This is a genomic window from Pseudomonas fluorescens, assembly GCF_900636825.1.
GTDB lineage: Bacteria > Pseudomonadota > Gammaproteobacteria > Pseudomonadales > Pseudomonadaceae > Aquipseudomonas > Aquipseudomonas fluorescens_BG.
Genome location: NZ_LR134318.1, coordinates 5,208,507 through 5,233,695 on the forward strand (window position 1 = coordinate 5,208,507; position 25,189 = coordinate 5,233,695).

Genomic DNA, 25,189 nt, shown 5'->3' on the forward strand with positions numbered 1-25,189 from the left:
AACAGTATCAAGGGAGAGACACTATGTACTTGACGCCTCAGCACGTATTGCTTGCCGGAGCCACCGGATTGACCGGTGAACATCTGCTCGACCGTTTGCTCAATGAGCCAACGATTACCCGTGTCCTCGCCCCTTCGCGCCGGCCGCTGGCCGAGCATCCGCATCTGGAAAACCCGGTCGGCGACCCGCAGGTGTTTCTGCCGCAGCTCAGCGGTCGGGTCGATATCGCCTACTGCTGCCTCGGCACCACGATCAAGCAGGCAGGTTCCGAAGAAGCGTTTCGTGCGGTGGACCTGGACATGGTCGTGGCGTTCGCCAAGCGTGCGCGGGAAATGGGCGCACGGCACCTGATCGTGATCAGTGCGATTGGCGCCGACCCGAAATCGTCGGTTTTCTACAACCGGGTCAAAGGCGAAATGGAACAGGCCCTGCGCGCGCAGGACTGGCCACAACTGACCATCTGCCGGCCTTCGCTGTTGTTGGGCGAGCGCATCGAACCGCGGCTGGCCGAGCAACTGGCCGGGCCGTTATCGAAGCTGATTCCCGGCAAATACCGCGGCATCGAAGCCTGCCAGTTGGCTCGGGCGATGTGGCGGCTGGCGCTGGAAGAACAGGATGGCGTGCGGGTGATCGAGTCGGACGAGCTGAGGAAGTTGGGCAAATAATCTTGCGGTGGCTGGGCTGGCCTCTTCGCGGGCAAGCCCGCTCCCACAGTGTTCGTCTGCGACCATAGTTTTGTGAACGACATAGAAATCTGTGGGAGCGTGGCTTGCCCGCGAATGGAGTGCGCAGCACTCCCCTACAATCCACCGGTCGCCTGAAAACTCACGCCAATCACCGTGAGCAAAGACAGCGGCAACAACAGCGTATCAAGCAATGCACTGGCAGGCAGATCCACGCCCGGATAGCGCGGCGCTTCGGCACCGAACCGATCCATCGCGCAACAGCCGCCATTCAACGCATACAGGTCCAGCCGCGTTCCCGAATACACCACCGGTGCGCCCGGCTTCGCCGCGTCCAGTGTCCGCGCCGTGGCGCACCCGGCCAATATCACCATCAGGCCCAGCAACAGCAGCTTATTCATCGCTGCTCAGGTGATGCTCGCCCCAGCGCGGCAACATGTCCTGCGGGATGCCCAACAGATTGAGGATCCGCGCAACGACGAAGTCGATCAGATCATCGATGGTCTGCGGCTGATGATAAAAGCCTGGCGACGCCGGCAGGATCGTCACGCCCATGTTCGACAACTTGAGCATGTGTTCCAGGTGAATGCTCGAATACGGCGCTTCGCGCGGCACCAGAATCAACTGACGGCGCTCCTTCAGCGTGACGTCGGCGGCGCGCTCGATCAGGTTGTTGCAGGCCCCCGTCGCGATCGCCGACAGCGTGCCGGTGGAACACGGCACCACCACCATCGCCGCTGGCGCGCCCGAGCCGGAAGCCACCGGCGACATCCAGTCTTCCTTGCCGTACACACGAATCTGCCCGGCGGCCGCGCCGGTATATTCGGTGAGGAACGCCTGCATCATCTGCGGCTTGGGCGGCAGCGTTACATCGGTCTCGGTGGCCATCACCAATTGCGCAGCCTTGGAGATGAGAAAGTGCACTTCGCGATCTTCACGCACCAGGCAATCGAGCAGGCGCAAGCCGTATTGCGCGCCGGACGCGCCGGTCATCGCCAGCGTGATGCGTTCCGGGCCATTGCTGTCGAAACGAGTACTCATTGCAGCGCCTCGGCGAGTTTGCCGTGCAGGCCGCCAAAGCCGCCGTTGCTCATGATCACTACGTGAGTGCCGGGCTGCGCCTGGCTTTTCACGCGCTCGATAATGCCTTCCAGCGAATCGCTGACAATCGACGGCACTGTGCACAATGCAGCAGTCGCGCCAAGGTCCCAGCCAAGGTTTGCCGGGGCATACCAGATGACCTGGTCGGCATCGACCACGCTGTCTGGCAAACCATCACGGTGCGCGCCGAGCTTCATCGAATTGGAGCGCGGTTCGATGATCGCGATCAGTGGCGCATCGCCGATGCGTTTGCGCAAGCCATCGAGGGTGGTGGCGATGGCAGTCGGGTGGTGGGCGAAGTCGTCGTAAATGGTAATGCCGCGTACTTCAGCGACTTTCTCCATGCGGCGCTTGACGTTCTTGAACGCGCTCAGACCGGCGATGCCCATCGACGGCACCACGCCGACGTGACGCGCAGCGGCCAGAGCAGCCAAGGCGTTGGCGACGTTGTGCTGACCCGTCAACTCCCACTCGACGGTGCCTTGCGCCACGCCTTCGAACATCACTTCAAACGCCGAACCGTCCTCGCTGAGCAATTTGACCTGCCACTGACCGCCGGCACCGGTGGTTTGCACCGGTGTCCAGCAACCCATCTCGATGACGCGCTGCAACGCCGGTTCGGTAGTCGGATGGATGACCAGGCCTTCGCTCGGGATGGTGCGCACCAAATGATGGAACTGACGTTCGATCGCTGGCAGATCGGGGAAGATGTCCGCGTGATCGAACTCAAGGTTGTTGAGGATCGCGGTACGCGGGCGGTAGTGGACGAATTTCGAGCGTTTGTCGAAGAATGCACTGTCGTACTCGTCGGCTTCGATCACGAAGAACGGCGTGTCGCCCAAGCGCGCAGACACCGAGAAGTTCTGCGGCACGCCGCCGATCAGGAACCCCGGGCTCATGCCGGCGTGTTCCAGCACCCAGGCGAGCATGCTGCTGGTGGTGGTTTTACCGTGCGTACCGGCCACCGCCAACACCCAGCGACCTTGCAGCACGTGGTCAGCCAGCCACTGCGGGCCGGAAACGTACGGCAAGCCTTTGTTCAGTACATATTCCACCGCCGGGTTGCCACGGGACATGGCATTGCCGATCACCACCAGATCAGGTGCCGGATCGAGCTGCGCCGGGTCATAACCCTGTGTCAGCTGAATGCCCTGAGCTTCGAGCTGCGTGCTCATCGGCGGGTAGACGTTGGCGTCGGAGCCGGTCACGTGATGGCCCAGCTCTTTGGCCAACACCGCCATCGAGCCCATGAAAGTCCCGCAGATACCCAGAATATGAATGTGCATAGTCGACCTCGTAAAACATGGCCGCAGGTTAGCGTAGGGCGGGGGAAATGGCACTCTTTAGCTGACTCGAATACTCCCGGTCCATCAACTGTAGGAGCTGACGAGTGCAACGAGGCTGCGATCATTTGATCTTATAAAGAACAAGATCAAAAGATCGCAGCCTGCGGCAGCTCCTACAGGGGAATTCATGCGATTCGGGCGATCCCGTGTTTGCGCAGCTTTCTGTACAGCGTATTGCGGCTGACGCCGAGCTGCTGCGCTGTGTGGGTCATATGCCAGCGCGTCTGCTCAAGCGCATTGAGCAATGCGAGGCGCTCGGCGTCGTCCAGAGGCTGGGCGGCAATCTGCGCAGGCGTAACCGCCGGCCGCACCTGCCGAATCATCGCTGGCAAATCCTCAATTCTCACCCGCCCGTCATCACACAATGCGGCCAGCGTACGCAGGACATTGCGCAACTGCCGCACATTTCCCGGCCAGTTGAACGCCAACAACGCCTGCCACGCCTTCTCTTCGATCAGGATCGTTGCACCGCCGGCCTCCTCAGCCAAAAGAAAATCCAGCAACTGCGATTTATCACTGCGCTCACGCAACGCCGGCAACGCCACTTCCAACCCATTCAAGCGGTAATACAAATCCTCACGGAAGCTGCCGCTCTCGACCCGCTCCAGCAAATTGCGGTGGGTGGCACTGATGATGCGCACGTTGACCGCTTCGGGCTCACCCCCAATCGGCACCACCTGCCGGTCCTCCAACACCCGCAGCAAGCGCGTCTGCAGCGCCAGCGGCATGTCGCCGATTTCATCGAGAAACAGCGTGCCGCCATCGGCCTGCTGCAACTTGCCGCGCATGCCGTCCTTGCGCGCGCCGGTAAAACTGCCACCGCGATAGCCGAACAATTCACTTTCGATCAGGCTTTCCGGAATCGCTGCGCAATTGAGCGCAACGAACGCTTTGCCGGCGCGCTGGCTGGCCTGATGCACAGCCTTGGCGAACGCCTCTTTGCCCGAGCCGGTTTCGCCATTGATCAACAGCGGCACGTCGCGCTCGAACACGCGCAGGGCTTTGCGGAACTCGGCCTGCAATGCTTCATCACCGAGGCAGATGCCAGACAGGCCCGGCGTAGGCGTTGCGCTCGACGCTGGAATAATCGCTGTCGGCTTGCGCGTTTCGCCGCGCAACACGGCAAACAAATGCCGGCCATCACGGGTGCGCAACGGCCAACTGGCGCTGGCATTGGCGCTGGCACGACCCAGCAATTCGTCAAGCGAGCAATCGAAGAACGTCTCTACCGGTTTACCCAGCAAGCCGCCACGAATATGCCCCAGCAGATTCAGCGCACTCTGGTTGACCGCGCTGATCCGCCCTTCGCCGTCAAATGCCAGCAATCCCTCGCTGAACAAGCCGACGGACTCGGCCTGCAGATGAAAACGCAGCAACCATTGATTATCGAAACAGCGCAGGAAGTAGCAGCTTTCGATCATCTTCGCCGACAGATTGACCAGCGCCATGGTGTGAAACTGGCTCTGCCGCGAAACCTCGGGGCGCGCCGAGGACACATCGAGTACGGCGAGCAATTCGCCATGCGGATCGAACACTGGGCTTGCCGAGCAGGTCAGCCCGGTATGGCGACCGCGGAAGTGTTCTTCCTGATGAATCGTCAGCGCCTGGCGCTCGACCAGACAGGTGCCGATGCCGTTGGTGCCTTCGCAGGCTTCGCTCCAGTCGGCGCCGAGCCAGAGCCCGGCGCGTTCGAAAATCTTCCGTTCCGCGGGCGCGGTGACGCAATTGAGGATCACCCCGCGCGCGTCAGTCAGCAGCACCGCGTGGCCGGCGCCAGAGAGTTGTTGATGCAGGCTGCTCATTTCGGTGCCGGCGATTTGCAGCACCTGTTGCAGACGCTCGCGGCTTTCCAGCACGCGGCCGTGTTCAAGCACGGTCGGCGCCATCGTCACTGACGGGTCGAGGTGATAGTCCTCAAGGCAACGCAGCCAGGAACGCGCGATCGACGGATCGGCACCAGGACCGTGCAGGTGCGGTTTGCCCTGAGTGACGGTGAGAACCTGGCGGGCATGGCGACTCAAGTGGTTGTCGTGCATTTCTTATTGTTCTCCCCGAAAGGTCGACGCAAACCTGTGTAGGAGCTGCCGCAGGCTCGGGCCGCGATCGGACGATCTTTTGATCTTGATTTTGATCTTGAAAAACAAAATCAAAAGATCGCAGCCTGCGGCAGCTCCTACAGGGATTGCTGTTGGCTGAGGATCCCTCAGCCAACCGCGCATTGCAATGCTGGCAAGACCGCCCGGTCACGCGTTGTGCCGAAAGCGGTACAAACTGTCAACTTCGCTGTACCGCAACCGCGACAGCCTCAGCCCATTCGTCCGACAAAACCTCGCCAAGGTCTTGATTTGCCTGACCCGCACGGCAGTGGCCCGGCCCTTGCTCTACGCTTATAGCAAGCGCACTTGCGCGTTTCTCTAATAAGTACAAAGCCAAGGAGAACATCATCATGCGTTACGCTCACCCCGGTACTGAAGGCGCCAAGGTTTCGTTCAAAAGCAAGTACGGTAACTACATCGGCGGCGAGTTCGTCGCGCCTGTGAAAGGTCAGTACTTCACCAATACCTCGCCAGTGAATGGCCAGCCAATTGCCGAATTCCCTCGTTCCACTGCCGAAGACATCGACAAGGCGCTGGACGCCGCCCACGCCGCCGCAGATGCCTGGGGCGCAACCTCCGTGCAGGCGCGCTCGCTGATCTTGCTGAAAATCGCCGACCGTATCGAAGAAAACCTAGAGCTGCTGGCCATCACTGAAACCTGGGACAACGGCAAAGCCATCCGCGAAACCCTCAACGCCGACATCCCGCTGGCCGCCGACCATTTCCGCTACTTCGCCGGTTGCCTGCGCGCTCAGGAAGGCAGCGCTGCGGAAATCGACGGCAACACCGTGGCTTATCACATCCATGAACCGCTGGGCGTGGTCGGGCAGATCATTCCGTGGAACTTCCCGCTGCTGATGGCCGCGTGGAAACTCGCACCAGCGCTGGCCGCCGGTAACTGCGTGGTACTCAAGCCTGCCGAGCAAACGCCGCTGGGCATCTGCGTGCTGATGGAGCTGATCGGCGACCTGCTGCCACCGGGCGTGCTCAATGTCGTACAAGGTTTCGGCAAAGAAGCCGGCGAAGCCCTCGCCACCAGCAAACGTATCGCCAAGATTGCTTTCACCGGCTCTACCCCGGTTGGCTCGCACATCATGAAATGCGCGGCGGAAAACATCATTCCCTCCACCGTCGAGCTGGGCGGCAAGTCGCCGAACATCTTTTTCGAAGACATCATGCAGGCCGAGCCGAGCTTCATCGAGAAAGCCGCCGAAGGTCTGGTGCTGGCGTTCTTCAACCAGGGCGAAGTCTGCACCTGCCCTTCCCGCGCCTTGGTGCAGGAATCGATCTACGACGAATTCATGCAGGCGGTGATGAAGAAAGTCAGCCAGATCAAACGTGGCGATCCGCTCGACACCGACACCATGGTCGGCGCCCAGGCATCCGAGCAGCAATTCGACAAAATCCTCTCCTATCTGGAAATCGCCAAGGGCGAAGGCGCCGAGCTGCTGACGGGCGGCAAGGTGGAAAAACTCGAAGGCAGCCTGGCCACCGGTTATTACATCCAGCCGACCCTGCTCAAGGGCACCAACAAGATGCGCGTGTTTCAGGAAGAAATCTTCGGCCCGGTGGTGAGCATCACCACATTCAAGGACGAAGCCGAAGCCCTGGCGATTGCCAACGACACCGAGTTCGGCCTTGGCGCCGGTCTGTGGACCCGCGACATCAACCGCGCCTACCGCATGGGCCGGGCGATCAAGGCCGGTCGCGTATGGACCAACTGCTATCACCTGTACCCGGCGCATGCCGCGTTTGGCGGTTACAAAAAATCCGGCGTCGGGCGTGAGACGCACAAGATGATGCTCGACCATTATCAGCAGACCAAGAATCTGTTGGTGAGCTACGACATCAATCCGTTGGGGTTCTTCTAAGCGAATGGGGCGCTGCAGTGATTGCTGCAACGCCCCCTATATAGCTTTCGCGAGCAGGCTCGCTCTCACAGGGGACTTGTCGTCCCATGCAATTCCCTGTGGGAGCGAGCCTGCTCGCGAAATCTCTGTGCCATTCAACCCAATGGCTTGGCTGTAGCCGGGCCAATAAAACAATAAGAAAGGTGCACCCTATGCCAAGCGAATCCCCGGCCGGCGCTCCGGCGACCGGCTCCTCCGTCGACTTCGAAAAAGTCGGCAGCGATTACTTCCAGCAACGCGAACTGAAAAAAGGCGCCGCCGGCTGGGTCCTGCTGGTCGGTCTCGGCGTCGCGTATGTGATTTCCGGCGACTACGCCGGCTGGAACTTCGGCCTCGCCCAGGGTGGCTGGGGCGGTATGTTTCTCGCCACGCTGCTGATGGCGACCATGTACCTGTGCATGTGTTTTTCCCTCGCCGAACTGTCGTCGATGATTCCCACCGCTGGCGGCGGCTACGGTTTCGCCCGCAGTGCTTTCGGGCCTTGGGGCGGGTTTCTTACCGGCACGGCGATTCTGATCGAATACGCCATCGCCCCCGCCGCCATCGCAGTCTTCATCGGCGCCTATTGCGAATCGCTGTTCGGTATTGGCGGCTGGGTGATCTATCTGGCGTTCTACATCATCTTCATCGCCATCCATATCTTCGGCGTCGGCGAAGCGCTCAAGCTGATGTTCATCATCACTGCCGTCGCCGCCCTGGCACTGGGGGTGTTTCTAGTGGCGATGGTGCCGCACTTCGACGTTGCCAATCTGCTCGACATCCCGGTAACCACTGCGGTCGGCGCCAGTCCGTTTCTGCCGTTCGGCTACGTCGGCGTGTGGGCGGCGATTCCCTATGCGATCTGGTTTTTCCTCGCCGTCGAAGGTGTGCCGCTCGCCGCCGAAGAAACCAAAAACCCCAAGCGTGACCTGCCGCGGGGGCTGATTGGCGCGATGCTGGTGCTGCTGATGTTCGCCCTGCTGATCCTTATCGTCGGCCCGGGCGGTGCGGGCGCCAATTCGCTGCTGACTTCCGGCAATCCGCTGGTCGAAGCGCTGAGCAAGGCCTACGGCGGCTCGACGTGGATGGGCAGCTTCGTCAACCTTGTGGGCCTGGCCGGTTTGATTGCCAGTTTCTTCTCGATCATCTACGCGTACTCGCGGCAGATCTTCGCGCTGTCGCGGGCCGGTTACCTGCCGCGCAAATTGTCCCAGACCAACAAGAGCAAGGCCCCGGTGCTGGCGCTGGTAATTCCCGGGATTATCGGCTTCGGTCTGTCGCTGACCGGCCAGGGCGACTTGCTGATTCTGGTGGCCGTGTTCGGCGCGACCATTTCCTACGTGCTGATGATGGCCGCACACATCACCCTGCGCATCCGTCGCCCCAAAATGGACCGGCCGTATCGCACGCCGGGCGGCATCTTCACTTCGGGTGTGGCGCTGGTGCTGGCCTGCATCGCGGTGGTGGCGGGCTTCCTCGTCGATCCGCGGGTGGTGATTGGCGCCGCTATCATCTATGGAGTGTTAATTGCTTACTTTGCCTTCTACAGTCGGCATCACTTGGTAGCGGGCACGCCGGAAGAGGAATTCGCGGCGATTCAGAAAGCTGAAGAAGCCTTGCACTGATTGTCGAAAACCACGGCGCAGAGCAGTTCTGCGCCGTCATGGAGAACGCTGAATGGCCAGTTTTGCTCACACGGTCGGCGCGCAGACCTACCGCTTCGACAGCCTCAAAGACGTCATGGCCAAGGCCAGTCCGGCACGTTCGGGAGACTTTCTTGCCGAGATTGCCGCGCTAAATGACGGCGAGCGAGTGGCCGCGCAAATGGCCCTGGCTGACATTCCGCTCACGCATTTCCTGCAGGAAGCGCTGATTCCCTACGAAGCCGATGAAGTTACTCGGCTGATCATCGACACCCACGACCAGCAGGCCTTCGCGGTGGTCAGCCACCTGACGGTGGGCGGTTTCCGCGACTGGCTGCTTAGCGACGCGGCAGATGAAACCAGCCTGCGCGCCCTCGCCCCCGGCCTGACACCGGAAATGGTTGCCGCCGTGTCGAAGATCATGCGCGTGCAGGATCTGGTGCTGGTCGCGCAGAAAATTCGCGTCGTGACCAAGTTTCGCGGCACCCTCGGTTTGCGCGGGCGCCTGTCGACCCGCCTGCAACCCAACCACCCGACCGACGAACCGTCCGGCATCGCCGCGAGCATTCTCGACGGCCTGCTGTACGGCAACGGCGATGCGATGATCGGCGTCAACCCGGCCACCGACAGCATCGCGTCGATCTGCGCCATGCTGGAGATGCTCGACGCGATCATTCAGCGCTACGACATTCCCACCCAGGCCTGCGTGCTGACCCACGTCACCACTTCGATTGAGGCGATCAACCGCGGCGTGCCGCTGGATCTGGTGTTCCAGTCGATTGCGGGCACCGAAGCGGCCAACGCAAGCTTCGGCATCAACCTCAACGTGTTGCAGGAAGGTTACGACGCCGGGCTGAGCCTGAAGCGCGGCACGCTCGGGCAGAACCTGATGTATTTCGAAACCGGTCAGGGCAGCGCGCTGTCGGCCAACGCCCACCACGGCGTCGATCAACAGACCTGCGAGACAAGAGCCTACGCCGTGGCGCGACATTTCAAGCCGTTCCTGGTGAATACCGTCGTAGGATTTATCGGCCCCGAATACCTCTACAACGGCAAACAGATCATCCGTGCCGGCCTCGAAGACCATTTTTGCGGCAAGTTGCTCGGCGTGCCGATGGGCTGCGATATCTGCTACACCAACCACGCCGAAGCCGATCAGGACGACATGGACACCCTGCTGACGCTGCTCGGGGTCGCTGGCATCAATTTCATCATGGGCATTCCCGGCTCCGACGACATCATGCTCAATTACCAGACCACTTCATTCCACGACGCCCTCTACGCCCGCCAGACCCTGGGCCTGAAACCAGCGCCGGAGTTCGAGCAATGGTTGGCGAACATGGGCATCTTCACTCAGGCGGACGGCAAGGTTCGCTTCGGTAACAACCTGCCGCCGGCCTTCCGTCAGGCCTTGGCGCACTTGGGATGAGTCTTATGAAAAAACCACCGGTCGATCCGCAAAACCCGTGGCTGGAACTGCGCCGCCTGACGCCGGCGCGCATTGCGTTGGGCAGAACCGGCACCAGTTTGCCGACCCAGGCACAACTGGATTTTCAATTCGCCCACGCACAAGCGCGCGATGCCGTGCATCTGGCGTTTGATCACGCCGGGCTTGGCGCGCAATTGAGTGAGCGCGGCCGCGAAAGCCTGCTGCTGCACAGTGCGGCGCAGGATCGAAACAGCTACCTGCAGCGCCCGGATCTGGGGCGCAAACTCAGCGACGAATCTGCGCAAACCCTGCGTGATTACGCGACAGCGCATCCGGGCGGGGTTGATCTGGTCATCGTTGTGGCCGACGGGCTGTCGGCGCTGGCGGTGCATCGCCATACCCTGCCGTTTCTGACGCGCCTGGAAGAACAAATGAATGGCGACGGTTGGTCGTTGGCGCCGGTGGTATTGGTCGAACAGGGTCGCGTCGCCATCGGTGATGAAATCGGCCAACTGCTCGGGGCGCAAATGGTGGTGATGCTGATCGGCGAGCGCCCGGGCCTCAGTTCGCCGGACAGCCTCGGGCTGTATTTCACCTACGCGCCGAAAATCGGCCTGACTGATGCTTTTCGCAATTGCATTTCCAATGTGCGGCTCGAAGGGCTGAGCTACGGCATGGCGGCGCATCGCTTGCTGTACCTGATGCGCGAGGCCTGTCGTCGGCAGTTGTCGGGGGTCAATTTGAAGGACGAAGCCCAGCTTCATACGCTGGAGTCGCACGAGGGTGTCGACATGAAAGGTAATTTCCTACTCGATCCGCCCCCAGCCTGAACCGTTTCCGCATTGCCTTTCCAAGCAGGTTTCAGGCAGGATCGATGCACGGCCGCCCGGGTTTCCCATCGCCGTCAGAGCAGTTGATGACAGCCACTTGAAGACGAGACCTATCATGCGGATTATTCAAGCGACCCTCGAACATCTGGATTTGCTGACCCCGTTGTTCGTCAAATATCGCGAGTTCTACGGTTCCCTGCCTTACCCGGATTCCTCCCGTGCGTTTCTCGAAAAACGCCTGCGCCGCAAAGAGTCGGTGATCTATCTGGCGCTGGCCGATGATGACGACAAGAAGTTGATGGGTTTTTGCCAGCTCTACCCGAGCTTCTCCTCGCTGTCGCTCAAGCGCGTGTGGATTCTCAACGATATCTACGTCGCCGAAGATGCGCGCCGCCAATTGGTGGCCGACAACCTCATCCGCACCGCGAAGAAAATGGCCAAGGAAACCCAGGCGGTGCGCATGCGCGTATCGACCAGCAGCAATAACGAAGTCGCGCAGAAAACCTACGAATCGATCGGGTTCAAGGAAGACACCGAGTTCAAGAATTACGTGTTGCCGATCAGCGACGAGCTTTAAACCCAAAAGATCGCAGCCTTTGGCAGCTCCTACAGCGGGACGCGTTCCAATTGTAGGAGCTGCCGAAGGCTGCGATCTTTTGAGGGCTGACAATTGTTCACACCATGACATTCCCCGCTACAAAACCGGCGCGCTTTTCAGCGGTCAGACCGTATAATCCCGTTCTTTCCGGCTTGTAAGAAAAACTACACCCCGCTGTAGGCTTACACGAAGTCATCCGCACAGGCCTGTCGAATCGGGCTGTCATACAGGTGCCCCCATGGATTTCAATCCGCTCGACCTTATCCTGCATCTCGATGTGTACCTCGATTTGCTGGTGACCAACTATGGGCCATGGATCTACGCCATCCTGTTTCTGGTGATCTTCTGTGAAACCGGCCTGGTAGTGATGCCGTTCCTGCCGGGCGATTCGTTGTTGTTCATTGCTGGCGCCGTTGCGGCCGGCGGCGGGATGGACCCGGTCTTGCTGGCGGGCCTGCTGATGCTGGCGGCGATCATGGGCGACAGCACCAACTATGTAATCGGACGCACGGCCGGGGAACGGTTGTTCAGCAACCCGAACTCGAAAATCTTCCGTCGCGACTATCTGCAGAAAACCCACGACTTCTACGACAAGCACGGCGGCAAAACCGTGACCCTTGCGCGCTTCCTGCCGATCATTCGCACCTTCGCACCGTTCGTTGCCGGTGTCGCACGGATGCCGTACCCACGTTTCTTCGGCTTCAGTGTGCTGGGCACCATTCTCTGGGTCGGCGGACTGGTCACGTTGGGTTACTTCTTCGGCAACGTACCGTTCATCAAGAAAAATCTTTCGCTACTGGTCGTGGCGATCATCCTGCTGTCGCTGGTGCCGATGATTCTTGGCGTGGTCCGCAGCCGCTTCGGCGGCACCAAAGCCCAATCGCACTAAGCTGATGTGGTCGCTGAGCGGCTGGCGTCGCCGGCGCATCCTCGCCAGATACCCGATTGCCGACGACATGTGGCAACGGGTGCGTCATCACCTGTCTTTCCTCGACGGCATCAGCGCGACCGAAGACCAGTGGTTGCGCGAAGCCTGCGTGCTGTTTCTCGAGGAAAAACACCTGACCGCCCTGCCCGGCGTCGATCTGCATCAGGAACAGCGCCTGCTGCTCGCCGCCCAGGCGCAGTTGCCGCTACTCAATCTCGGCGATTTGAACTGGTATCAGGGTTTTCACGAAATTGTGCTGTATCCCGACGATTTCGTCAGTCCGCAACGCCATCGCGATGCCAGCGGCGTCGTGCATGAATGGGACGGTGAGCACAGCGGCGAAGCCTGGCAACAGGGGCCGGTGATTCTCGCCTGGCCCGGTGTCCTGGCGAGCGGCGGCTGGGAAGGCTACAACCTGGTGATCCACGAATTGGCGCACAAGCTCGACATGCTCAACGGCGACGCCAATGGTCTACCGCCGTTGCACACGGACATGCGCGTCAGCGAGTGGGCCGCGGTGATGCAGGCCGCTTACGACGATCTTAACCGCCAACTTGACCACGATCCCGACGCCGAAACCGCCATCGATCCCTATGCCGCCGAGAACCCGGCCGAATTCTTCGCCGTGACCAGTGAATACTTCTTCAGCGCCCCGGATCTGCTGCACGAGGCTTATCCACAAGTCTACTTGCAACTGCAGCTTTTCTACCGGCAGGATCCATTGGGCAGACTGCGGCAACTTCAGGTCACAGACCCGGTCTATCAGGCGCACGACTAAGTTCTGCACGACTTCTGGTACGTGGCGTCGGCGTAGGAATGTGCCTATAATCGCCGCCACTTTTTGGTCAATCCGGCCAAGTGTTTTTGGTCAACTACGGGGGCAACGCCCAATGAGCTACAGCAAGATTCCGGCTGGCAAAGACCTGCCGAACGACATCTACGTCGCGATCGAGATTCCGGCCAACCACGCGCCGATCAAATACGAAATCGACAAAGACAGCGATTGCCTGTTCGTTGACCGTTTCATGGCCACCCCAATGTTCTACCCGGCCAACTACGGTTACATCCCGAACACTCTGGCTGACGACGGTGACCCCCTCGACGTGCTGGTCGTGACCCCTTACCCGGTTGCGCCAGGTTCGGTGATCCGCGCCCGTCCGGTCGGCATCCTGAACATGACCGACGACGGCGGCGGCGATGCCAAAGTCATCGCAGTGCCACACGACAAGCTGTCCCAGCTGTACGTCGACGTGAAGGAATACACTGACCTGCCGCCGCTGCTGATCCAGCAGATCGAGCACTTCTTCGCGAACTACAAAGATCTCGAAAAAGGCAAATGGGTCAAGATCGAAGGCTGGGCCGGTGCAGACGCCGCCCGCGAAGCGATCACCAAGTCGGTTGCTGCCTACAAAGGCTAAGCCTCTGCAACCTGCGTGATGCTTGAAGAAAACCCCGGTTGATCCGGGGTTTTTTGCGCGCTGAAAATGCCGCCTTAAACAATGCGTTTATAGCGGACTACAGAAAAGTTTTAACCTGTGTAATTTCCCACAAGACCGTCTTACATCCGGTCGCAAAATACAGGCGTTTTTTGAACGCCCGGTTTATTCAAACCGCTCTAGCTCGGCCGTAGACTCCGTGTTTATGAGAAAGAACACTAGCGGTCCACGATTCAAGGCACTCCTGGAAGCAGCGAATATCTCGACCACGGGTTTCGCAAAGTTCTGGGGCACGGAAGCCCAAAACGTTCATAACTGGTACACCCGCGGCGTACCGGCCTATCGACTGGAAGAGGTCGCGCGCCTGCTGTCCGTCAACAGCGATTGGCTGAAAACCGGCGAAGGCTGCAAAGAGTTGCCAAGCCTCAACGCGCCTGCGAGCAACGGTGACACCTTCGACGCCCAAGCCATACGCGGCGTCTACACCGTCATCGACCCAAACGACATCAATCTGGCGTTCTTCAAGGAAACACCGCTCAACGACGGCGGCGGCAAAACCCATGTCATCCAGGATTCCGAGCAGTCCATCCGGCTACCGCGCAGCCAACTCGATCAACTGGAAGTTCGCCACGGCGATGCCATCTGCGCGCATATGATCGGCAACAGCATGGCCGAACGCATCGAAGACGGCTCCGTCGTCGCCATCGACCGCGGCCTGACCCAGGTCGTCGACGGCGAAATCTACGCCATCGAACATGACGGCATGCTGCGCATCAAATACCTGCACCGTATGCCCGGCAACGGCCTGCGCCTGCGCAGCCACAACAGCGCCGAATACCCGGACGAAGTCTTCCACCCTGCGCAGATCGAAGCGCAGAGGATCCACATATTGGGGTGGGTGTTCTGGTGGTCGACTTTGAGCAAGCGGCGGCCAGTGGTGCCGTTTTTGTAATTTTTTCCGCTGAGCTCAGGCTTTGCGGCAAAACTCAATGTGGGAGCGAGCCTGCTCGCGAACGGGCCCGAAAGTCAGGACAAACCCCTGATTTTTCCCCGTCAGTCGCTCTAAACCGCACTCCGCGCTGGGAATTCCAGGCAAACTTCAGTATCCTGCGCCCCACATTTGCGCATCGACCCGCTCCCGCGGCTCAGATGACGCCCGACGCGGCAGACCAAAGTCTGACCAAGTCCCACAGCCGGACGCAGATCCGGATGTACATTTTGAAGGCTGTCGCGGTTTACCAAAAATAAACCAAGCCAGTCCCCGAGAAGCCGGCCACAAGCCGGCTTTTTAATGCCTGAAGGGAATGGAACAGGCTGAGCAGACGCCGCCAAGGGCACGAAGGAAAGTTTGGAAAGTCACAACGCGTACAAGGAAGTCAAAACATGCAACTGGCATCACGCTACACACCTTTCAGATTCACCACCTTCATCGCGGCTTTAGGTTTTAGCCTCTCCGGCTGCGTCGGGGCCATCGTGGCTTTGCCCCAAAAAAACACACAAAGAACTGACGAATACAAAGCTGTAAGCGCTCGCTCGATGCCCCCAGCGGTCACCCGAACCGTGCAGTCAACGCCCACCCGTGAGTGGTGCGGCATCACCGTTTGGGCACTGATCATTCCTGTGCCGTTGAAACTGCCCGTGTGTTCGTCGTACTCCGAAGAATTTTTCGGACGTGACGCGTCTGGCAATGAAATCGTTTTGCTCTATGCAAAACAAACGGTACCGTCGCCGTTCTACGCCTGCGGCCCGTTAATGGTGCTGGGGCCGATTGTTCATGGCTATCAGGGCAATGCGCTTTGCGGGGTCTTTCCAAACTAGCCGGGACTCACGGATAACTAAACGCCTTCACCAACGTCAACTCCCCCACCGCTCGCATCGGCACCAGAAACGTCTCCATCTTCTCGCTCGGCGTGCCTTCCTCGGTAATTACCGTGATCTGCGCGGTAGTCAGCGCTTGCACCGGCTCATCCCCACTCTCGTCGTCCCCGCGATATCCGCCGCCGTAGTAATTCACATACACCAGATATTGCCCTTTGATCGGCGCGGGCATGGCGGCGATTTCCGGGCCGTAGCCGGTGGTGACGTCGACGTCGAGTGCAGCGCCGTTGGCGGCGCTGCGGTTGCCGTACCAGATGTGAGCGCCGTCGGGGGTGATCAGGTGCAAATCGAGGTCGGTGCCGTCGCTGTCCCAAGCCAGCAGAACGCGCAGCTTCGCCGGGGTCGCGCCGCCTCGAGCATTGAGGAATTGCGTGCGATGGCGTTGCTGGCCATCGGGGCTGCGGACTTCGACGCTGTTGCTGCCGTTAGGGAAGGAAAATGGACGGTCGAAGCGCCCGGCGGGGTCGATTTTCAGCGGCATGCTCACGCCGTTGACGATCAGGCGACCGGGCTCGTTATTTTTCGGCACGGCTTTGATCTGGCCGCTGATCCGCGCGGTGTTGGCCTGGCCGAGCGGGGTGTTGACCGACGAGGCCGGGTAGTTGACGGTCTGGCTGAAGCTTTCGCCCTCGCCTTCGGGCGCGCCGCTGCGCCAGCCGCCGACCGGGGTGTCGAGTTTGACGCTGTCGGCAGCCATCGACGGCGATAACGCGGTCAACGTGCAGAGCAGCAGCAAGACCTGTGGATAACGGAGTGTCATGGTCTACTCCAGCAAAAGGTGACGGGCGAGCCCTTCGATGTAGGTTTCATCCTGGCCATTGGGATGTGCTTCAAAGGCCAAGTGCAGATATTCGTGGGTCAGGTCGAGGCGATCCTGCAGGGTCAGCACGCCGCGCACGTAAATGCGCTGGCGTTCGCGGTCGACGAAAGGCCGGCCGAAGGCCAGTTTGCAGACGGCGAACGTGCTGACTTCGTTGTAGCCGGTTTCGCTTTCGAGCTTCGGACGCCAGCCGCGTCGCTGCTTTTCCAGCCAGTCCTGCGCGGCGGGCAATGCTTCGCAGGAGGCGACCGGGTTATCCCAGCGGCTGAGACTGGCGCGCGGATAGGCGTGCAGCAGAATCGCGTCATAGCGTTGACCGGCGTTGGCTTGGGCGACGGCTTGCTGCCAGGCGAGTTTGTCCGGGCCGGGTTGTTCGGAGTGATAGGTAACGGTGCTGCCGGCCAAGACCAGATCCGCTGTCCACGCCGCGATATTGCGGGACTCAGCCGAGGCTGGGCGCGGGGCGACGCGCTGGCGATTGCTGCTGTCATCGATGCTCAGACAGTCGCCATTACGCGTGGCGTTCTGCAACAGATAGGTGCGGATGGCGATGGCAAGCGCTTTGGCCGCTTCGACGGGTTCGGGTTTGGCTTCGCGTTCGAGCACGCGGGCAACGTATTGTTCGCGATCGAGTCGGGCGACGAGTTTGCCGTTGAGCAGGAACAGTTCGCCGTCGCTGTGGATATCCAGCGCATTGCCGTTGGCGAATTCGACGCGATAGTCGCCATTCAAAGGCCCAGACGTGACATCGCGATCACCGGCCAGAACTTTCAAAACCGGGTATTTCGAGAACAGTCCCACTTCAACACAGCGCCCCGCATCCAATGGCCACGCCGTCGGCAGTACGCTGGCCAAAGCCTGGCCGTAATGCCGCAACACCATTTGACTGGTACCGCGCCCACCCGCCCAGATCGGCGCGCCATCAACGGTCCACCCGGCAAAACCACCCTGACGCGACTGCGCATCCTGATCACCGAGCCAGCTCCAGGTTTTTACCCGCAGACGCCCGCCCAGCTCGCCGACGACATTACCGTCCGCTGCGTTCAGCACGACATCGAGCAGCACGCGCCGCAGTTGCTCTTGCGCGGGCATCGATGCCAGAACTCTGAGCAATTCGGCAACGGGTACTCTGGTGGCCGGTTGTACCGACGGCAAATTCAGCAACCAGTCCGGCGCCTGCCGAGTCTGCCAATACCCGCGCCAGTCCGCCGCGGCAATGCCCAACCGCGCCGGTTCGAAATACAAGCCGCAGGATTTCACCAAGGCCTGATCACGCTCGATCCTGCCGCCCGCGGTGCAGCAATAAACTTCTTCCTTGGACTGGCCGCGGCATTCGTACGCAGATTCCCGAGCCCCGGTATCCACCAGCCATGCGTAAACAAACAATTTCCACAAACTGCCCAACGGCGCATCCAGCGACGCTGGCAATGGCTCACGAGCGACCAATTGCATTTGATTCAACGTCAGCAACTGGTCGTTGTAAGCCACGCGCAACGGCTCGTCCTGCGCTGCTGCCAGCGCGGGCATCATAACTATCAGCAGCCACAGCAGCGGCCGGCGCATGTCAGTTGACCGTGACCTGACCAAGGGCGGCTTTCGCTTCCTGAGCCTGATGTTGCGGCGCGTAAACCTGCTTGAAGCGCGCCGGCGGCAAGTTGAATTGGCCTTTTTGTGAGAAGCGCACCAGATGGCGCAAGCGCAGCTCACCGCTCAGGGCATCCACCGGCACCGCGTAGGCCAGTTGCCCCGGTTCAAACCTGGCTTTTTCCAGCGCAGTCGGTTCAGTGCCGTCCTTGCCCTGCAACTTGATGCCCCACGTCGTGCGCTCGACATCCGCACCCGGTGGCAGCGGCACTTCGAGCATGCCGTAGCGCAGCGGCTTCGGCGCTTTGCTGGTGAGGATCACTTCGTCCAGATAAAGGCTGTCGCTGGACAGCGGCTTGCTGCCGACCGGCTCGAGTTTGAAGGTGAACGCTTCATCGCCCGGCACCAATCGCGACAGACGCCGGGTGATGGTCACGGCCATTGGATCGATCGAAGGTTGTTGAGTCTGGAAGCTCAGCGCGGCCCGCAGCGGTCGCTCTTGCGTGCCTGACACGGTCAACACGCTCGGCACCGGCGTCGCGCCTTGCCATGTCCAGTACATTTCGCCGCTGGCGCCGTGGTTTTTCTTCCAGCCTTCGCCCGGCGTCAGCGCGATGGTCGGCGATGCCTGGGCGATGCTGCGTTGCAGCCAAGTCAGCGCCAGCGCACGTTCCAGCGTCGATTGTTGCGGCAGCAGACGTTGCAACAACGTCGTCGCGCGCGCCTGATCGAACGGCTGCAACGACAGGTACAGCGCTTCCACGAAGGGCTGCGAACTGACTGCCAGCCGCTGTTGCGCGGCGCCCAATTGACGATTGAACGCATCCGGCAAAGCGACTTTCGACTGCGCCGCTAACGAAGCGGTCAACACCCGCGCCGCCGCCAGACCCAGCGCCGAATCCGGATCGCTCATCACCAGACTGTCCTGGCCATTATCGAGCAAGCTCTCGGCGCTGCCCTCACCGGCCTTGGCCAGATCGTCGATCAAACCGCTTAGCAATGTGTTTACAGGCAACTGCATCTGTCTGGCGAACGACAGAATCAGCGCCCGTTGCAGCAGCGGCGTGTTCGGCGCCTGTTTGGCGTAAACCTCCAGCACCCGCTGCCAATGCTCCGGCGGCAAGGTCAACTCGAGCACGCGACTGGCGTTCCAGTCGGCGTAATAGGCATACGCGGTGAGAAACGCATCCGGCTCGCCGTCGTAGCCCCACCAGGTGAAGCTCGCCGACGGCCCGGCCATTTGCACCAGCCGCAGGCGGCTGTTCTGCATGATCAGGCGCAAGCGATCGCGAATCTGCGAATTCGAGGCCAGCGATGGATAAGCGATGCTCAGCGGCAGCAAACGACTGGCAGTCTGTTCGACGCCGCCGTACGGGTAGCTGAGCAGATCATCAAGGGCGGAACGGAACAGCGCTTGCGGACTGTCGTCCAGGCGCAGGCGGATATCCGTGGCATCCGCCGGCAGCGTCAACGGCGTATCGCCGCTGGCAACGTCGAGGCTTTGCGTTTGAGTGATTTGCCAGCCATCCCCGGTCGCGCTTAGACGCACGGCCAAGGCATCGGCGACTTTGCCGTCCTGCACCAGCTCTGCCGTCCACTCGCCCGAAGCCAAGGCGAACGGCGGAATCGGCAGGTAATTGATGCCGCTGTTCAATGTCACCGGCAGCCGCTGCTCGGCGCCAGCATAGTGTGTCACCAGTTCAGCCTTCACCGGTTTCGCACCCTGGCTGAAGGCGAATACGCCCAGTTGCGGCTGGTCGCCCTTGCGGAATTTGCTCGGCCCGCTCCACTTCAGGTACAGCGGTTTCTCCGAACGGACGAACTGTTTTTTCTGCCCGACATGACCGTCATCGGCGATGGCGCGGGCGGTTATGCGCCAGCGGGTCAGCGAGTCCGGCATCTTGAAGGTGAAACGCGTCTTGCCGTCCGCGTTGGTCAGCAGTTCTGGCTGCCACGCGGCGGTATCGACGTCTTCACGACGCGGGCGTTCGAGCACTTTCACACCGCGTTCGCTGCGATTGGCCTTGCCCGGCGCGCCGGGGCTGCCTGGCAACGCCACGTCATAACTGATGAACGACAGGCTGGCGCTGGTACGTACGTTGTTACGGCGCGGATGATAGAAGAACTGGTCAATGGTCGGCGCGACTTCCGGTTGCAGCGCGTAAACCATTTCATCGACCACGCTAACCGTCAGGTGGGCAGGCACTGCCTTGCCGGCGAACTGCGTGGTGAGGTCAACCGTGACCGTGTCGCCCGGCAGGTACACTGCTTTGTCCGTGCTGATCGCCACGTCGATTTGCGGCGCGACCACCTTGATACCGGCGTTCTGGAAACTGTACTGACCGCCCTTGGTGTAGAGGACGGAGAAGGTCAGGTTTGGCGCGAAGTTGTCCTTCACCGGAATGCGCGCGCGATATTGGGTATCGCTGAGTTTTTCCAGCTTCAGCCAGTCGCCGCCCTTGGCCAGCAGCGCAGTGGCTTCAACTTTGTCGCGCTCCAGCGACAGCAGTGCATCGCTGACCGGCTCGGGGAAAGTGATCAGCGCCAGCGCTTCATCGCCGGCCCTGTATTCGGTCTTGTCGAGGACGATTTCCACCGTTCCCGGCACCGCTTTCACACCGTCGCCAGTGACCGAATGCCCGGTGGCGCCGAGGACGCGGCCGTGTTGATCCTTCAGCGTCAGGTTGTAGGTGCCCGGACGCTCGAACGCCAGGCTGAACCCTTTGTCCGTGGCCGCAAGTTTGCCTTCGCCGGTACTTTGATCTTCAAGGCGCACCCAGCCATAACTGCTCGGTTTCACCGCTTGGCTTTGCTCAGCGCCGCCGTCGTTGGCGTAGCTGAACGCGACCGTGTCACCCACCGCGCTGAAACGTTGCGGCGCGCTCAGGCGAAAACTCGCCGCGCCACGATCGATAAGAATTTCCTTAGTGGTCTTGACCCGATAGGCCGCGCCGTCGCTGGCGAAGACGGTGAGCATGTAGCGGCTCGGTTTGTCGGCGGCTGGCAGGTCGAGGCTGGCATTGCCCTTGCTGTCGGTGGTCAGTTCGGTGCTGGTCAGCTCCACCGGGAATTGCCCGAGGTATTGCAGTTCGTTGTCGACCATCGACAGTTGCTGGGCGCGCAGGCTCAGGTTCAATTTGGCATTGGCCACTGGCTTACCGTCCGGGTAAAGCAACACCAGACTGCCTTTCACCGGTTCGCCGGTGCGGTAATCCTGCTTGGCCAGATTCAGCGAAATTTCAAAATGCGGCTTGATGTACTCAGCCACACGGAAGGCGCTGCTGTAGGCCTGATCCTTATAGTTGAAACGGATTTCGTAACCACCGGCGACGGCGTTGTCCGGCAACTGGAAGCGGCCCTGAGTACCGGCCTTGGAATCGAGCTTGAGGTCGAGGGTTTGCAGTTCGGTTCCGGTGGCATCCAGTACGCTGACGCTGACATCCGCCGCACCCGGCAGCACCGAATCCCGCGCATTCTTGAACTCGCGACCAACGATTTTCAGCGAAACCCAATCGCCCGGACGATACAGCGGCCGGTCGGTGAAGGCATAAAGTTTGGTGTCGTAGATTTCGCTGTCGTAATAGAAGTTTTCAGAGACGAATACGCCGCCCTCATCGTCCTCGCCAATGACAAAAGAACGCTCGGGGCTGACATGTTTCAGACGCAGCAAACCGTCGACATCGGTGGCACCGCTGCTCATCACGCCGAGTCCGTCCGTCCACAGCACATTGACCTTCGGTACCGAACTGCCTTCATGCTTGCGCGCCGCCCAAACGAGCAACTCATCACCGGCAATCTTGCTTACCGCGACGGTGTTTGAAACGAAAACCATAGTGGTCGCGCGGTATTTGCCGATCAGTGCTTCGACCAGATACAGCCCCGGCTTCAAATTGCCCAGCGGGATATAAACGTTGCCCGGCGCGACGCTGACAAAATCACTGGATGACCCGGCCAGATCGACCCCGGCCGGCGGCTGGATCGGTTTGGCCTGCCACAGCGGATAACGGAACTGGCTGACCACCGGCAGACCGGGAATCAGCGCAAATTGCGGCTGCGCATCGTACGGCGTTGGCGCGGCGATGGCATCGCCCATCTTCAGCTCCGGCACTTCTTCGGTGACCTGCTTGCGCGACTCGTAAGAAAACGCACGCTGCATCACCCGCCGGGATTTGCGATACCAGTTATCCCACAGATACGCGAGGGTGTTGGACAGGCCTTCGCCCTTGAACTGGCCGTCGCTGACCACGCGGTGCAGGTTCTTCTGACGTTTGAGGAAGTCCAGCGGCTTGTCGATGCGGTACACCCGAATATCGGCGCCACCGTACGGTTCCATGCGAAAACGACGGTAGTCACGGCCCGGCGCTTCGAGGCGCACCATCGCCTGTTCGTCGCTGGCAAAACTGCTGTCGGCCAACAGGAAAAAGCTCTCACCGGACACCGGCGTGTAATTGCTCGGCTCGACCGAGTCTTCGGCGCTGACGGTCGCTATTGGCAGCAACAGCGCGAACAGCAAAGGAATTCGGGAGCAGATACGCAACATGCGGGCACCGGTCATTGGGTGAGAAAGTTCAGTCGATAGACGCCGATGAAGTTGGGGTTGGCTGCGTCGGGTATCCATCGGGTGTCCTTCCATGTCATGAGTTGCTGCAGGCTTGCCGATCGCATGCCGTTGTCAGTCGGAGTGGTGGTGCCGGTGTGATAGGCGATGTAGCGGCCCATCCAGATCATCAGGTGCTGGTCGTCGCCCTGATCGAAAAACATCAGGTCACCCGGCCGCGCCTGCGACACGTCGCGGCCGACCAGGTGGCTATTGAACTGAATCAATTTGATTGCGTTGACGTACGGCCCGATCTTGCCGCCGCCCTGCTGCCACTGTTGAGCAAGCTTGCGTTGCTCGTCGCTGAGCGCCAGCTCCGGCGGCAGATAACGGTTGGACAGGCCATTGCTGCGCAGCCACTTGTCGTCATGGACTTTCAGCGCTTCATTGGCCGCAAACCGCACCAGCCCGGCGCAGTCCTGCTGATACCAGCGCGGGCTCGGGCCTTGGCTGAGCTGTTCCTGAGCAATGCGCACGAACCAGGCGCGGAACACCTGGGATTGCGCCGGATCGAGTGCCGGCGCTTCAATCGCGCGGGCACCTGCGCTCAGCAACAGCGCGAGCAGGCCAAGGCTGCGGATCAACGCGGTCACAGCGCTTTCCATTCCAGCGGCAGCCATTGCCAGTGGCCGTCAGGCTCGCTGCCTTCGGGCAGGGTCAGGGCATATTTGCCATAGCCACCGAGGGTGCGCAGTTTCGGCATCAGGTACGTTTGCGCAGCGTTGTAAAACACCGGCTCCATGTCCTGCGGCAGGCTATCAAGGGTTTCGCGCTGCATCAGTTGCGCCAGCGCATCCGGACCGAAATAGATCGGCATCAGCACATCTTTGGGCAGCACGTCAGCCATCGGCGGGAAGCGTTTGTCGAGGGTGCCGAGCGCCTTGTCGACCAGTTTGTCGTCGAGGGAAAACAGCAACGTGGAGCCGTGACGGGCCAGGGCAACTTTCATGAAGGCCTTGCCGGAAATCGCGTCCGGATTTTCTGCAGTTTTCGCTGCATACGGGCCGAAACTGGAACTGACCTGACGCTGCCAGACGTGGCTCTGGCCTTCCTGTTTCTCGATCACCGGGAAGACATTTTCGGCGACATTGGATTCGAATGCTCCGACCATCGAGCCGAACAGCTTGCCAAGATCGCCGTCCAGTTTGCTGTTGTCTTCATCTTTGAGGCTGGCGACCAGCAAAGGTGTGTACAGCCGCGAGTCGGCGTACCAGCACAGGCCGGCCGCGCCAGCGACGTGTTCGGTGAGGGTCTGCGCTACAGTTTCTTCAGCGCCGAGCTTCATCAATATCGGCTTCTGCGGCTCGGCCGCCACCGGCAGCGTCACACACGCGCTCGCCCCTAGCGGCATCGCTTGCCAGACCGGTTTGAAATCGAAGTCCGGCTGGTTTTCCAGTTCATCCATGGCCAGATAGCTGTGCCAGCCGTTGTCGTCCATGTCGAAACGCAGTCCGGCGAAATTCGGGATGAAGCGCTGATAGCCCATGGCGACGACGCTGGCATTCACCGACAGACGTTGCCTGATTTCCGGCGCTTTCGCCGCCAGACCGAACGCTTCGGGAAACAGTTTTTCGCCGTTAAGCAACGCCGCCAGCGCTTGCGGTGAGACGTGGCCGGACTCTTGCGAGACGCCGCTCTCCGGATCGTAGTACTTGGCCGGGTTGGACAGCACCACCAGTTTGTCGCCGCGCGATGCGAACAGCAGCGATTTACTGGCGTTATAGCTGAGCTGATACAGCGGCACTTCGTCCCCGCCCACCTTGAGGCTGCCGAAGACGCTGAGTTGCGTGTCATCCAGCGCGACTTTTGCCAAGGGCTCAAGCAGCTTGGCCAACCCGCCGCGATCCATGACCAGCAGAAAATCTTTCAAGCGACCATCGGCGTCACGCCAAAGTGCGACGTCGGCCGGCTGATCGAAAAGCTCTTCGATCAGGCTGTCTTGCAGCTTGAGGTCATGTTCGTAAATGATCCGGCGCAGGCTGCCGATCAGGCCAAGGCGGTCGGCGTGGGTTTCGTAATAGAAGACGAAATCCTCAGTGAGCGTGGCCTTGAGGAACGGCACGGTCAGCAGGTCCTTGGGCAACTGGCTCAGCGAGCGGGTTTCGAGCAATGCATCCGGACGGCTGAGGCCAAGTTTGTCACTGGCCAGCTCCGCCAGCGGTGCCTTCGGCTTGAGCAGCAGCCAGCCGAAACCGCCCGCCACACCGGCCACCAGGCACAGGCCCAGCAGCACCAGCGGCAAGCGCCGCGAGGGTTTGGCCGCAGTCGTCGCGGCGGGCGTAGTCACAGTGTTATCGCTCATGTTCACAACATCCGAGTTCATCCGTGGCG

At 60.6% G+C, this 25,189-nt stretch carries 20 protein-coding genes; 11 read left to right on the top strand and 9 right to left on the bottom strand.

The window, feature by feature from the left end; translation table 11 throughout:
• Window positions 1-23: 23 nt before the first annotated feature.
• Window positions 24-665 carry an oxidoreductase gene (locus EL257_RS23755; protein WP_126366731.1) on the top strand — a complete coding sequence of 214 codons (642 nt, stop codon included), beginning with the start codon at window positions 24-26 and terminating at the stop codon, window positions 663-665.
• 134 nt (window positions 666-799) lie between these two features.
• Here the strand turns inward: EL257_RS23755 and EL257_RS23760 are convergent, their stop codons facing one another.
• The 4 genes from EL257_RS23760 to EL257_RS23775 form a co-directional block, all read right to left on the bottom strand.
• Window positions 800-1,084, bottom strand: coding sequence for a YceK/YidQ family lipoprotein (locus tag EL257_RS23760; RefSeq protein ID WP_126366733.1), 285 nt, complete (start codon window positions 1,082-1,084; stop codon window positions 800-802).
• Window positions 1,077-1,724 carry a flavin prenyltransferase UbiX gene (gene ubiX / locus EL257_RS23765; RefSeq protein ID WP_126366735.1) on the bottom strand — a complete coding sequence of 216 codons (648 nt, stop codon included), beginning with the start codon at window positions 1,722-1,724 and terminating at the stop codon, window positions 1,077-1,079. The genes EL257_RS23760 and ubiX overlap by 8 nt, the downstream gene beginning before the upstream one ends.
• The gene (mpl, locus tag EL257_RS23770) at window positions 1,721-3,070 is read right to left on the bottom strand and encodes a UDP-N-acetylmuramate:L-alanyl-gamma-D-glutamyl-meso-diaminopimelate ligase (RefSeq protein ID WP_126366737.1); all 1,350 of its coding nucleotides are present in this window, start codon (window positions 3,068-3,070) and stop codon (window positions 1,721-1,723) included. Before mpl ends, ubiX begins: the two co-directional genes overlap by 4 nt.
• A 185-nt stretch (window positions 3,071-3,255) precedes the next feature.
• Window positions 3,256-5,166 (bottom strand): sigma-54-dependent Fis family transcriptional regulator, encoded by a 1,911-nt coding sequence (locus EL257_RS23775; protein WP_126366739.1) that lies wholly within the window; start codon window positions 5,164-5,166, stop codon window positions 3,256-3,258.
• Between the two features lie 410 nt (window positions 5,167-5,576).
• Between EL257_RS23775 and EL257_RS23780 the strand changes: the two genes are divergently transcribed.
• The 10 genes from EL257_RS23780 to EL257_RS23825 all read left to right on the top strand — a co-directional run bounded on the left by EL257_RS23780 (window position 5,577) and on the right by EL257_RS23825 (window position 15,797).
• Entirely contained in the window at window positions 5,577-7,097 is a 1,521-nt protein-coding gene (locus EL257_RS23780) for an aldehyde dehydrogenase family protein (protein WP_123448265.1), read from the top strand.
• A 191-nt stretch (window positions 7,098-7,288) separates the two neighbouring features.
• Window positions 7,289-8,740 (top strand): ethanolamine permease, encoded by a 1,452-nt coding sequence (gene eat, locus EL257_RS23785; RefSeq protein WP_126366741.1) that lies wholly within the window; start codon window positions 7,289-7,291, stop codon window positions 8,738-8,740.
• 52 nt (window positions 8,741-8,792) lie between these two features.
• Window positions 8,793-10,187, top strand: a complete 1,395-nt coding sequence (locus EL257_RS23790) for an ethanolamine ammonia-lyase subunit EutB (RefSeq protein WP_126366743.1) — start codon at window positions 8,793-8,795, stop codon at window positions 10,185-10,187.
• 5 nt (window positions 10,188-10,192) lie between these two features.
• Entirely contained in the window at window positions 10,193-11,017 is an 825-nt protein-coding gene (eutC, locus tag EL257_RS23795; protein WP_126366745.1) for an ethanolamine ammonia-lyase subunit EutC, read from the top strand.
• A 115-nt stretch (window positions 11,018-11,132) separates the two neighbouring features.
• A complete protein-coding gene (locus EL257_RS23800; protein WP_003228592.1) occupies window positions 11,133-11,594 on the top strand; it encodes a GNAT family N-acetyltransferase in 462 nt (153 codons plus the stop codon).
• A 259-nt stretch (window positions 11,595-11,853) separates the two neighbouring features.
• Complete coding sequence (locus tag EL257_RS23805) at window positions 11,854-12,504, top strand: DedA family protein (RefSeq protein ID WP_126366748.1); 651 nt, start codon at window positions 11,854-11,856, stop codon at window positions 12,502-12,504.
• Between the two features lie 4 nt (window positions 12,505-12,508).
• Window positions 12,509-13,321 carry a zinc-dependent peptidase gene (locus EL257_RS23810; protein ID WP_126366750.1) on the top strand — a complete coding sequence of 271 codons (813 nt, stop codon included), beginning with the start codon at window positions 12,509-12,511 and terminating at the stop codon, window positions 13,319-13,321.
• 112 nt (window positions 13,322-13,433) lie between these two features.
• A complete protein-coding gene (ppa, locus tag EL257_RS23815) occupies window positions 13,434-13,961 on the top strand; it encodes an inorganic diphosphatase (protein ID WP_003205933.1) in 528 nt (175 codons plus the stop codon).
• A gap of 223 nt (window positions 13,962-14,184) precedes the next feature.
• Window positions 14,185-14,931: a S24 family peptidase gene (locus tag EL257_RS23820; RefSeq protein WP_126366752.1), complete on the top strand. Its 747-nt coding sequence runs from the start codon at window positions 14,185-14,187 to the stop codon at window positions 14,929-14,931.
• Window positions 14,932-15,362: 431 nt separating this feature from the next.
• Entirely contained in the window at window positions 15,363-15,797 is a 435-nt protein-coding gene (locus EL257_RS23825; RefSeq protein WP_126366754.1) for a hypothetical protein, read from the top strand.
• 7 nt (window positions 15,798-15,804) lie between these two features.
• Here EL257_RS23825 and EL257_RS23830 read toward each other — a convergent pair whose 3' ends face one another.
• From EL257_RS23830 to EL257_RS23850, 5 genes are read right to left on the bottom strand one after another with little or no spacing between them, the layout of a single operon-like run.
• On the bottom strand, window positions 15,805-16,617 hold the full coding sequence (locus EL257_RS23830) for a YfaP family protein (RefSeq protein WP_126366756.1): 813 nt from the start codon (window positions 16,615-16,617) through the stop codon (window positions 15,805-15,807).
• 3 nt (window positions 16,618-16,620) lie between these two features.
• On the bottom strand, window positions 16,621-18,240 hold the full coding sequence (locus EL257_RS23835) for a DUF2300 domain-containing protein (protein ID WP_126366758.1): 1,620 nt from the start codon (window positions 18,238-18,240) through the stop codon (window positions 16,621-16,623).
• 1 nt (window position 18,241) lies between these two features.
• Complete coding sequence (locus tag EL257_RS23840; protein ID WP_126366760.1) at window positions 18,242-22,816, bottom strand: alpha-2-macroglobulin family protein; 4,575 nt, start codon at window positions 22,814-22,816, stop codon at window positions 18,242-18,244.
• Window positions 22,813-23,463 (bottom strand): DUF1175 domain-containing protein, encoded by a 651-nt coding sequence (locus EL257_RS23845; RefSeq protein ID WP_126368248.1) that lies wholly within the window; start codon window positions 23,461-23,463, stop codon window positions 22,813-22,815. The genes EL257_RS23840 and EL257_RS23845 overlap by 4 nt, the downstream gene beginning before the upstream one ends.
• The gene (locus EL257_RS23850; RefSeq protein WP_126366763.1) at window positions 23,448-25,160 is read right to left on the bottom strand and encodes a DUF2138 domain-containing protein; all 1,713 of its coding nucleotides are present in this window, start codon (window positions 25,158-25,160) and stop codon (window positions 23,448-23,450) included. The genes EL257_RS23845 and EL257_RS23850 overlap by 16 nt, the downstream gene beginning before the upstream one ends.
• Window positions 25,161-25,189 lie beyond the last annotated feature (29 nt).

What these genes read in the sequence shown, in the direction of transcription:
- EL257_RS23835 (WP_126366758.1), bottom strand. Translation starts at nt 18,240, where the DNA reads ATGCGCCGGCCGCTGCTGTGGCTGCTGATAGTTATGATGCCCGCGCTG.
- EL257_RS23790 (WP_126366743.1), top strand. Translation starts at nt 8,793, where the DNA reads ATGGCCAGTTTTGCTCACACGGTCGGCGCGCAGACCTACCGCTTCGAC.
- EL257_RS23850 (WP_126366763.1), bottom strand. Translation starts at nt 25,160, where the DNA reads ATGAGCGATAACACTGTGACTACGCCCGCCGCGACGACTGCGGCCAAA.
- EL257_RS23820 (WP_126366752.1), top strand. Translation starts at nt 14,185, where the DNA reads ATGAGAAAGAACACTAGCGGTCCACGATTCAAGGCACTCCTGGAAGCA.
- EL257_RS23805 (WP_126366748.1), top strand. Translation starts at nt 11,854, where the DNA reads ATGGATTTCAATCCGCTCGACCTTATCCTGCATCTCGATGTGTACCTC.
- mpl (WP_126366737.1), bottom strand. Translation starts at nt 3,070, where the DNA reads ATGCACATTCATATTCTGGGTATCTGCGGGACTTTCATGGGCTCGATG.
- EL257_RS23810 (WP_126366750.1), top strand. Translation starts at nt 12,509, where the DNA reads ATGTGGTCGCTGAGCGGCTGGCGTCGCCGGCGCATCCTCGCCAGATAC.
- EL257_RS23755 (WP_126366731.1), top strand. Translation starts at nt 24, where the DNA reads ATGTACTTGACGCCTCAGCACGTATTGCTTGCCGGAGCCACCGGATTG.
- ppa (WP_003205933.1), top strand. Translation starts at nt 13,434, where the DNA reads ATGAGCTACAGCAAGATTCCGGCTGGCAAAGACCTGCCGAACGACATC.
- EL257_RS23845 (WP_126368248.1), bottom strand. Translation starts at nt 23,463, where the DNA reads ATGGAAAGCGCTGTGACCGCGTTGATCCGCAGCCTTGGCCTGCTCGCG.
- EL257_RS23780 (WP_123448265.1), top strand. Translation starts at nt 5,577, where the DNA reads ATGCGTTACGCTCACCCCGGTACTGAAGGCGCCAAGGTTTCGTTCAAA.
- eutC (WP_126366745.1), top strand. Translation starts at nt 10,193, where the DNA reads ATGAAAAAACCACCGGTCGATCCGCAAAACCCGTGGCTGGAACTGCGC.
- EL257_RS23800 (WP_003228592.1), top strand. Translation starts at nt 11,133, where the DNA reads ATGCGGATTATTCAAGCGACCCTCGAACATCTGGATTTGCTGACCCCG.
- EL257_RS23760 (WP_126366733.1), bottom strand. Translation starts at nt 1,084, where the DNA reads ATGAATAAGCTGCTGTTGCTGGGCCTGATGGTGATATTGGCCGGGTGC.
- EL257_RS23840 (WP_126366760.1), bottom strand. Translation starts at nt 22,816, where the DNA reads ATGACCGGTGCCCGCATGTTGCGTATCTGCTCCCGAATTCCTTTGCTG.
- ubiX (WP_126366735.1), bottom strand. Translation starts at nt 1,724, where the DNA reads ATGAGTACTCGTTTCGACAGCAATGGCCCGGAACGCATCACGCTGGCG.
- eat (WP_126366741.1), top strand. Translation starts at nt 7,289, where the DNA reads ATGCCAAGCGAATCCCCGGCCGGCGCTCCGGCGACCGGCTCCTCCGTC.
- EL257_RS23825 (WP_126366754.1), top strand. Translation starts at nt 15,363, where the DNA reads ATGCAACTGGCATCACGCTACACACCTTTCAGATTCACCACCTTCATC.
- EL257_RS23830 (WP_126366756.1), bottom strand. Translation starts at nt 16,617, where the DNA reads ATGACACTCCGTTATCCACAGGTCTTGCTGCTGCTCTGCACGTTGACC.
- EL257_RS23775 (WP_126366739.1), bottom strand. Translation starts at nt 5,166, where the DNA reads ATGCACGACAACCACTTGAGTCGCCATGCCCGCCAGGTTCTCACCGTC.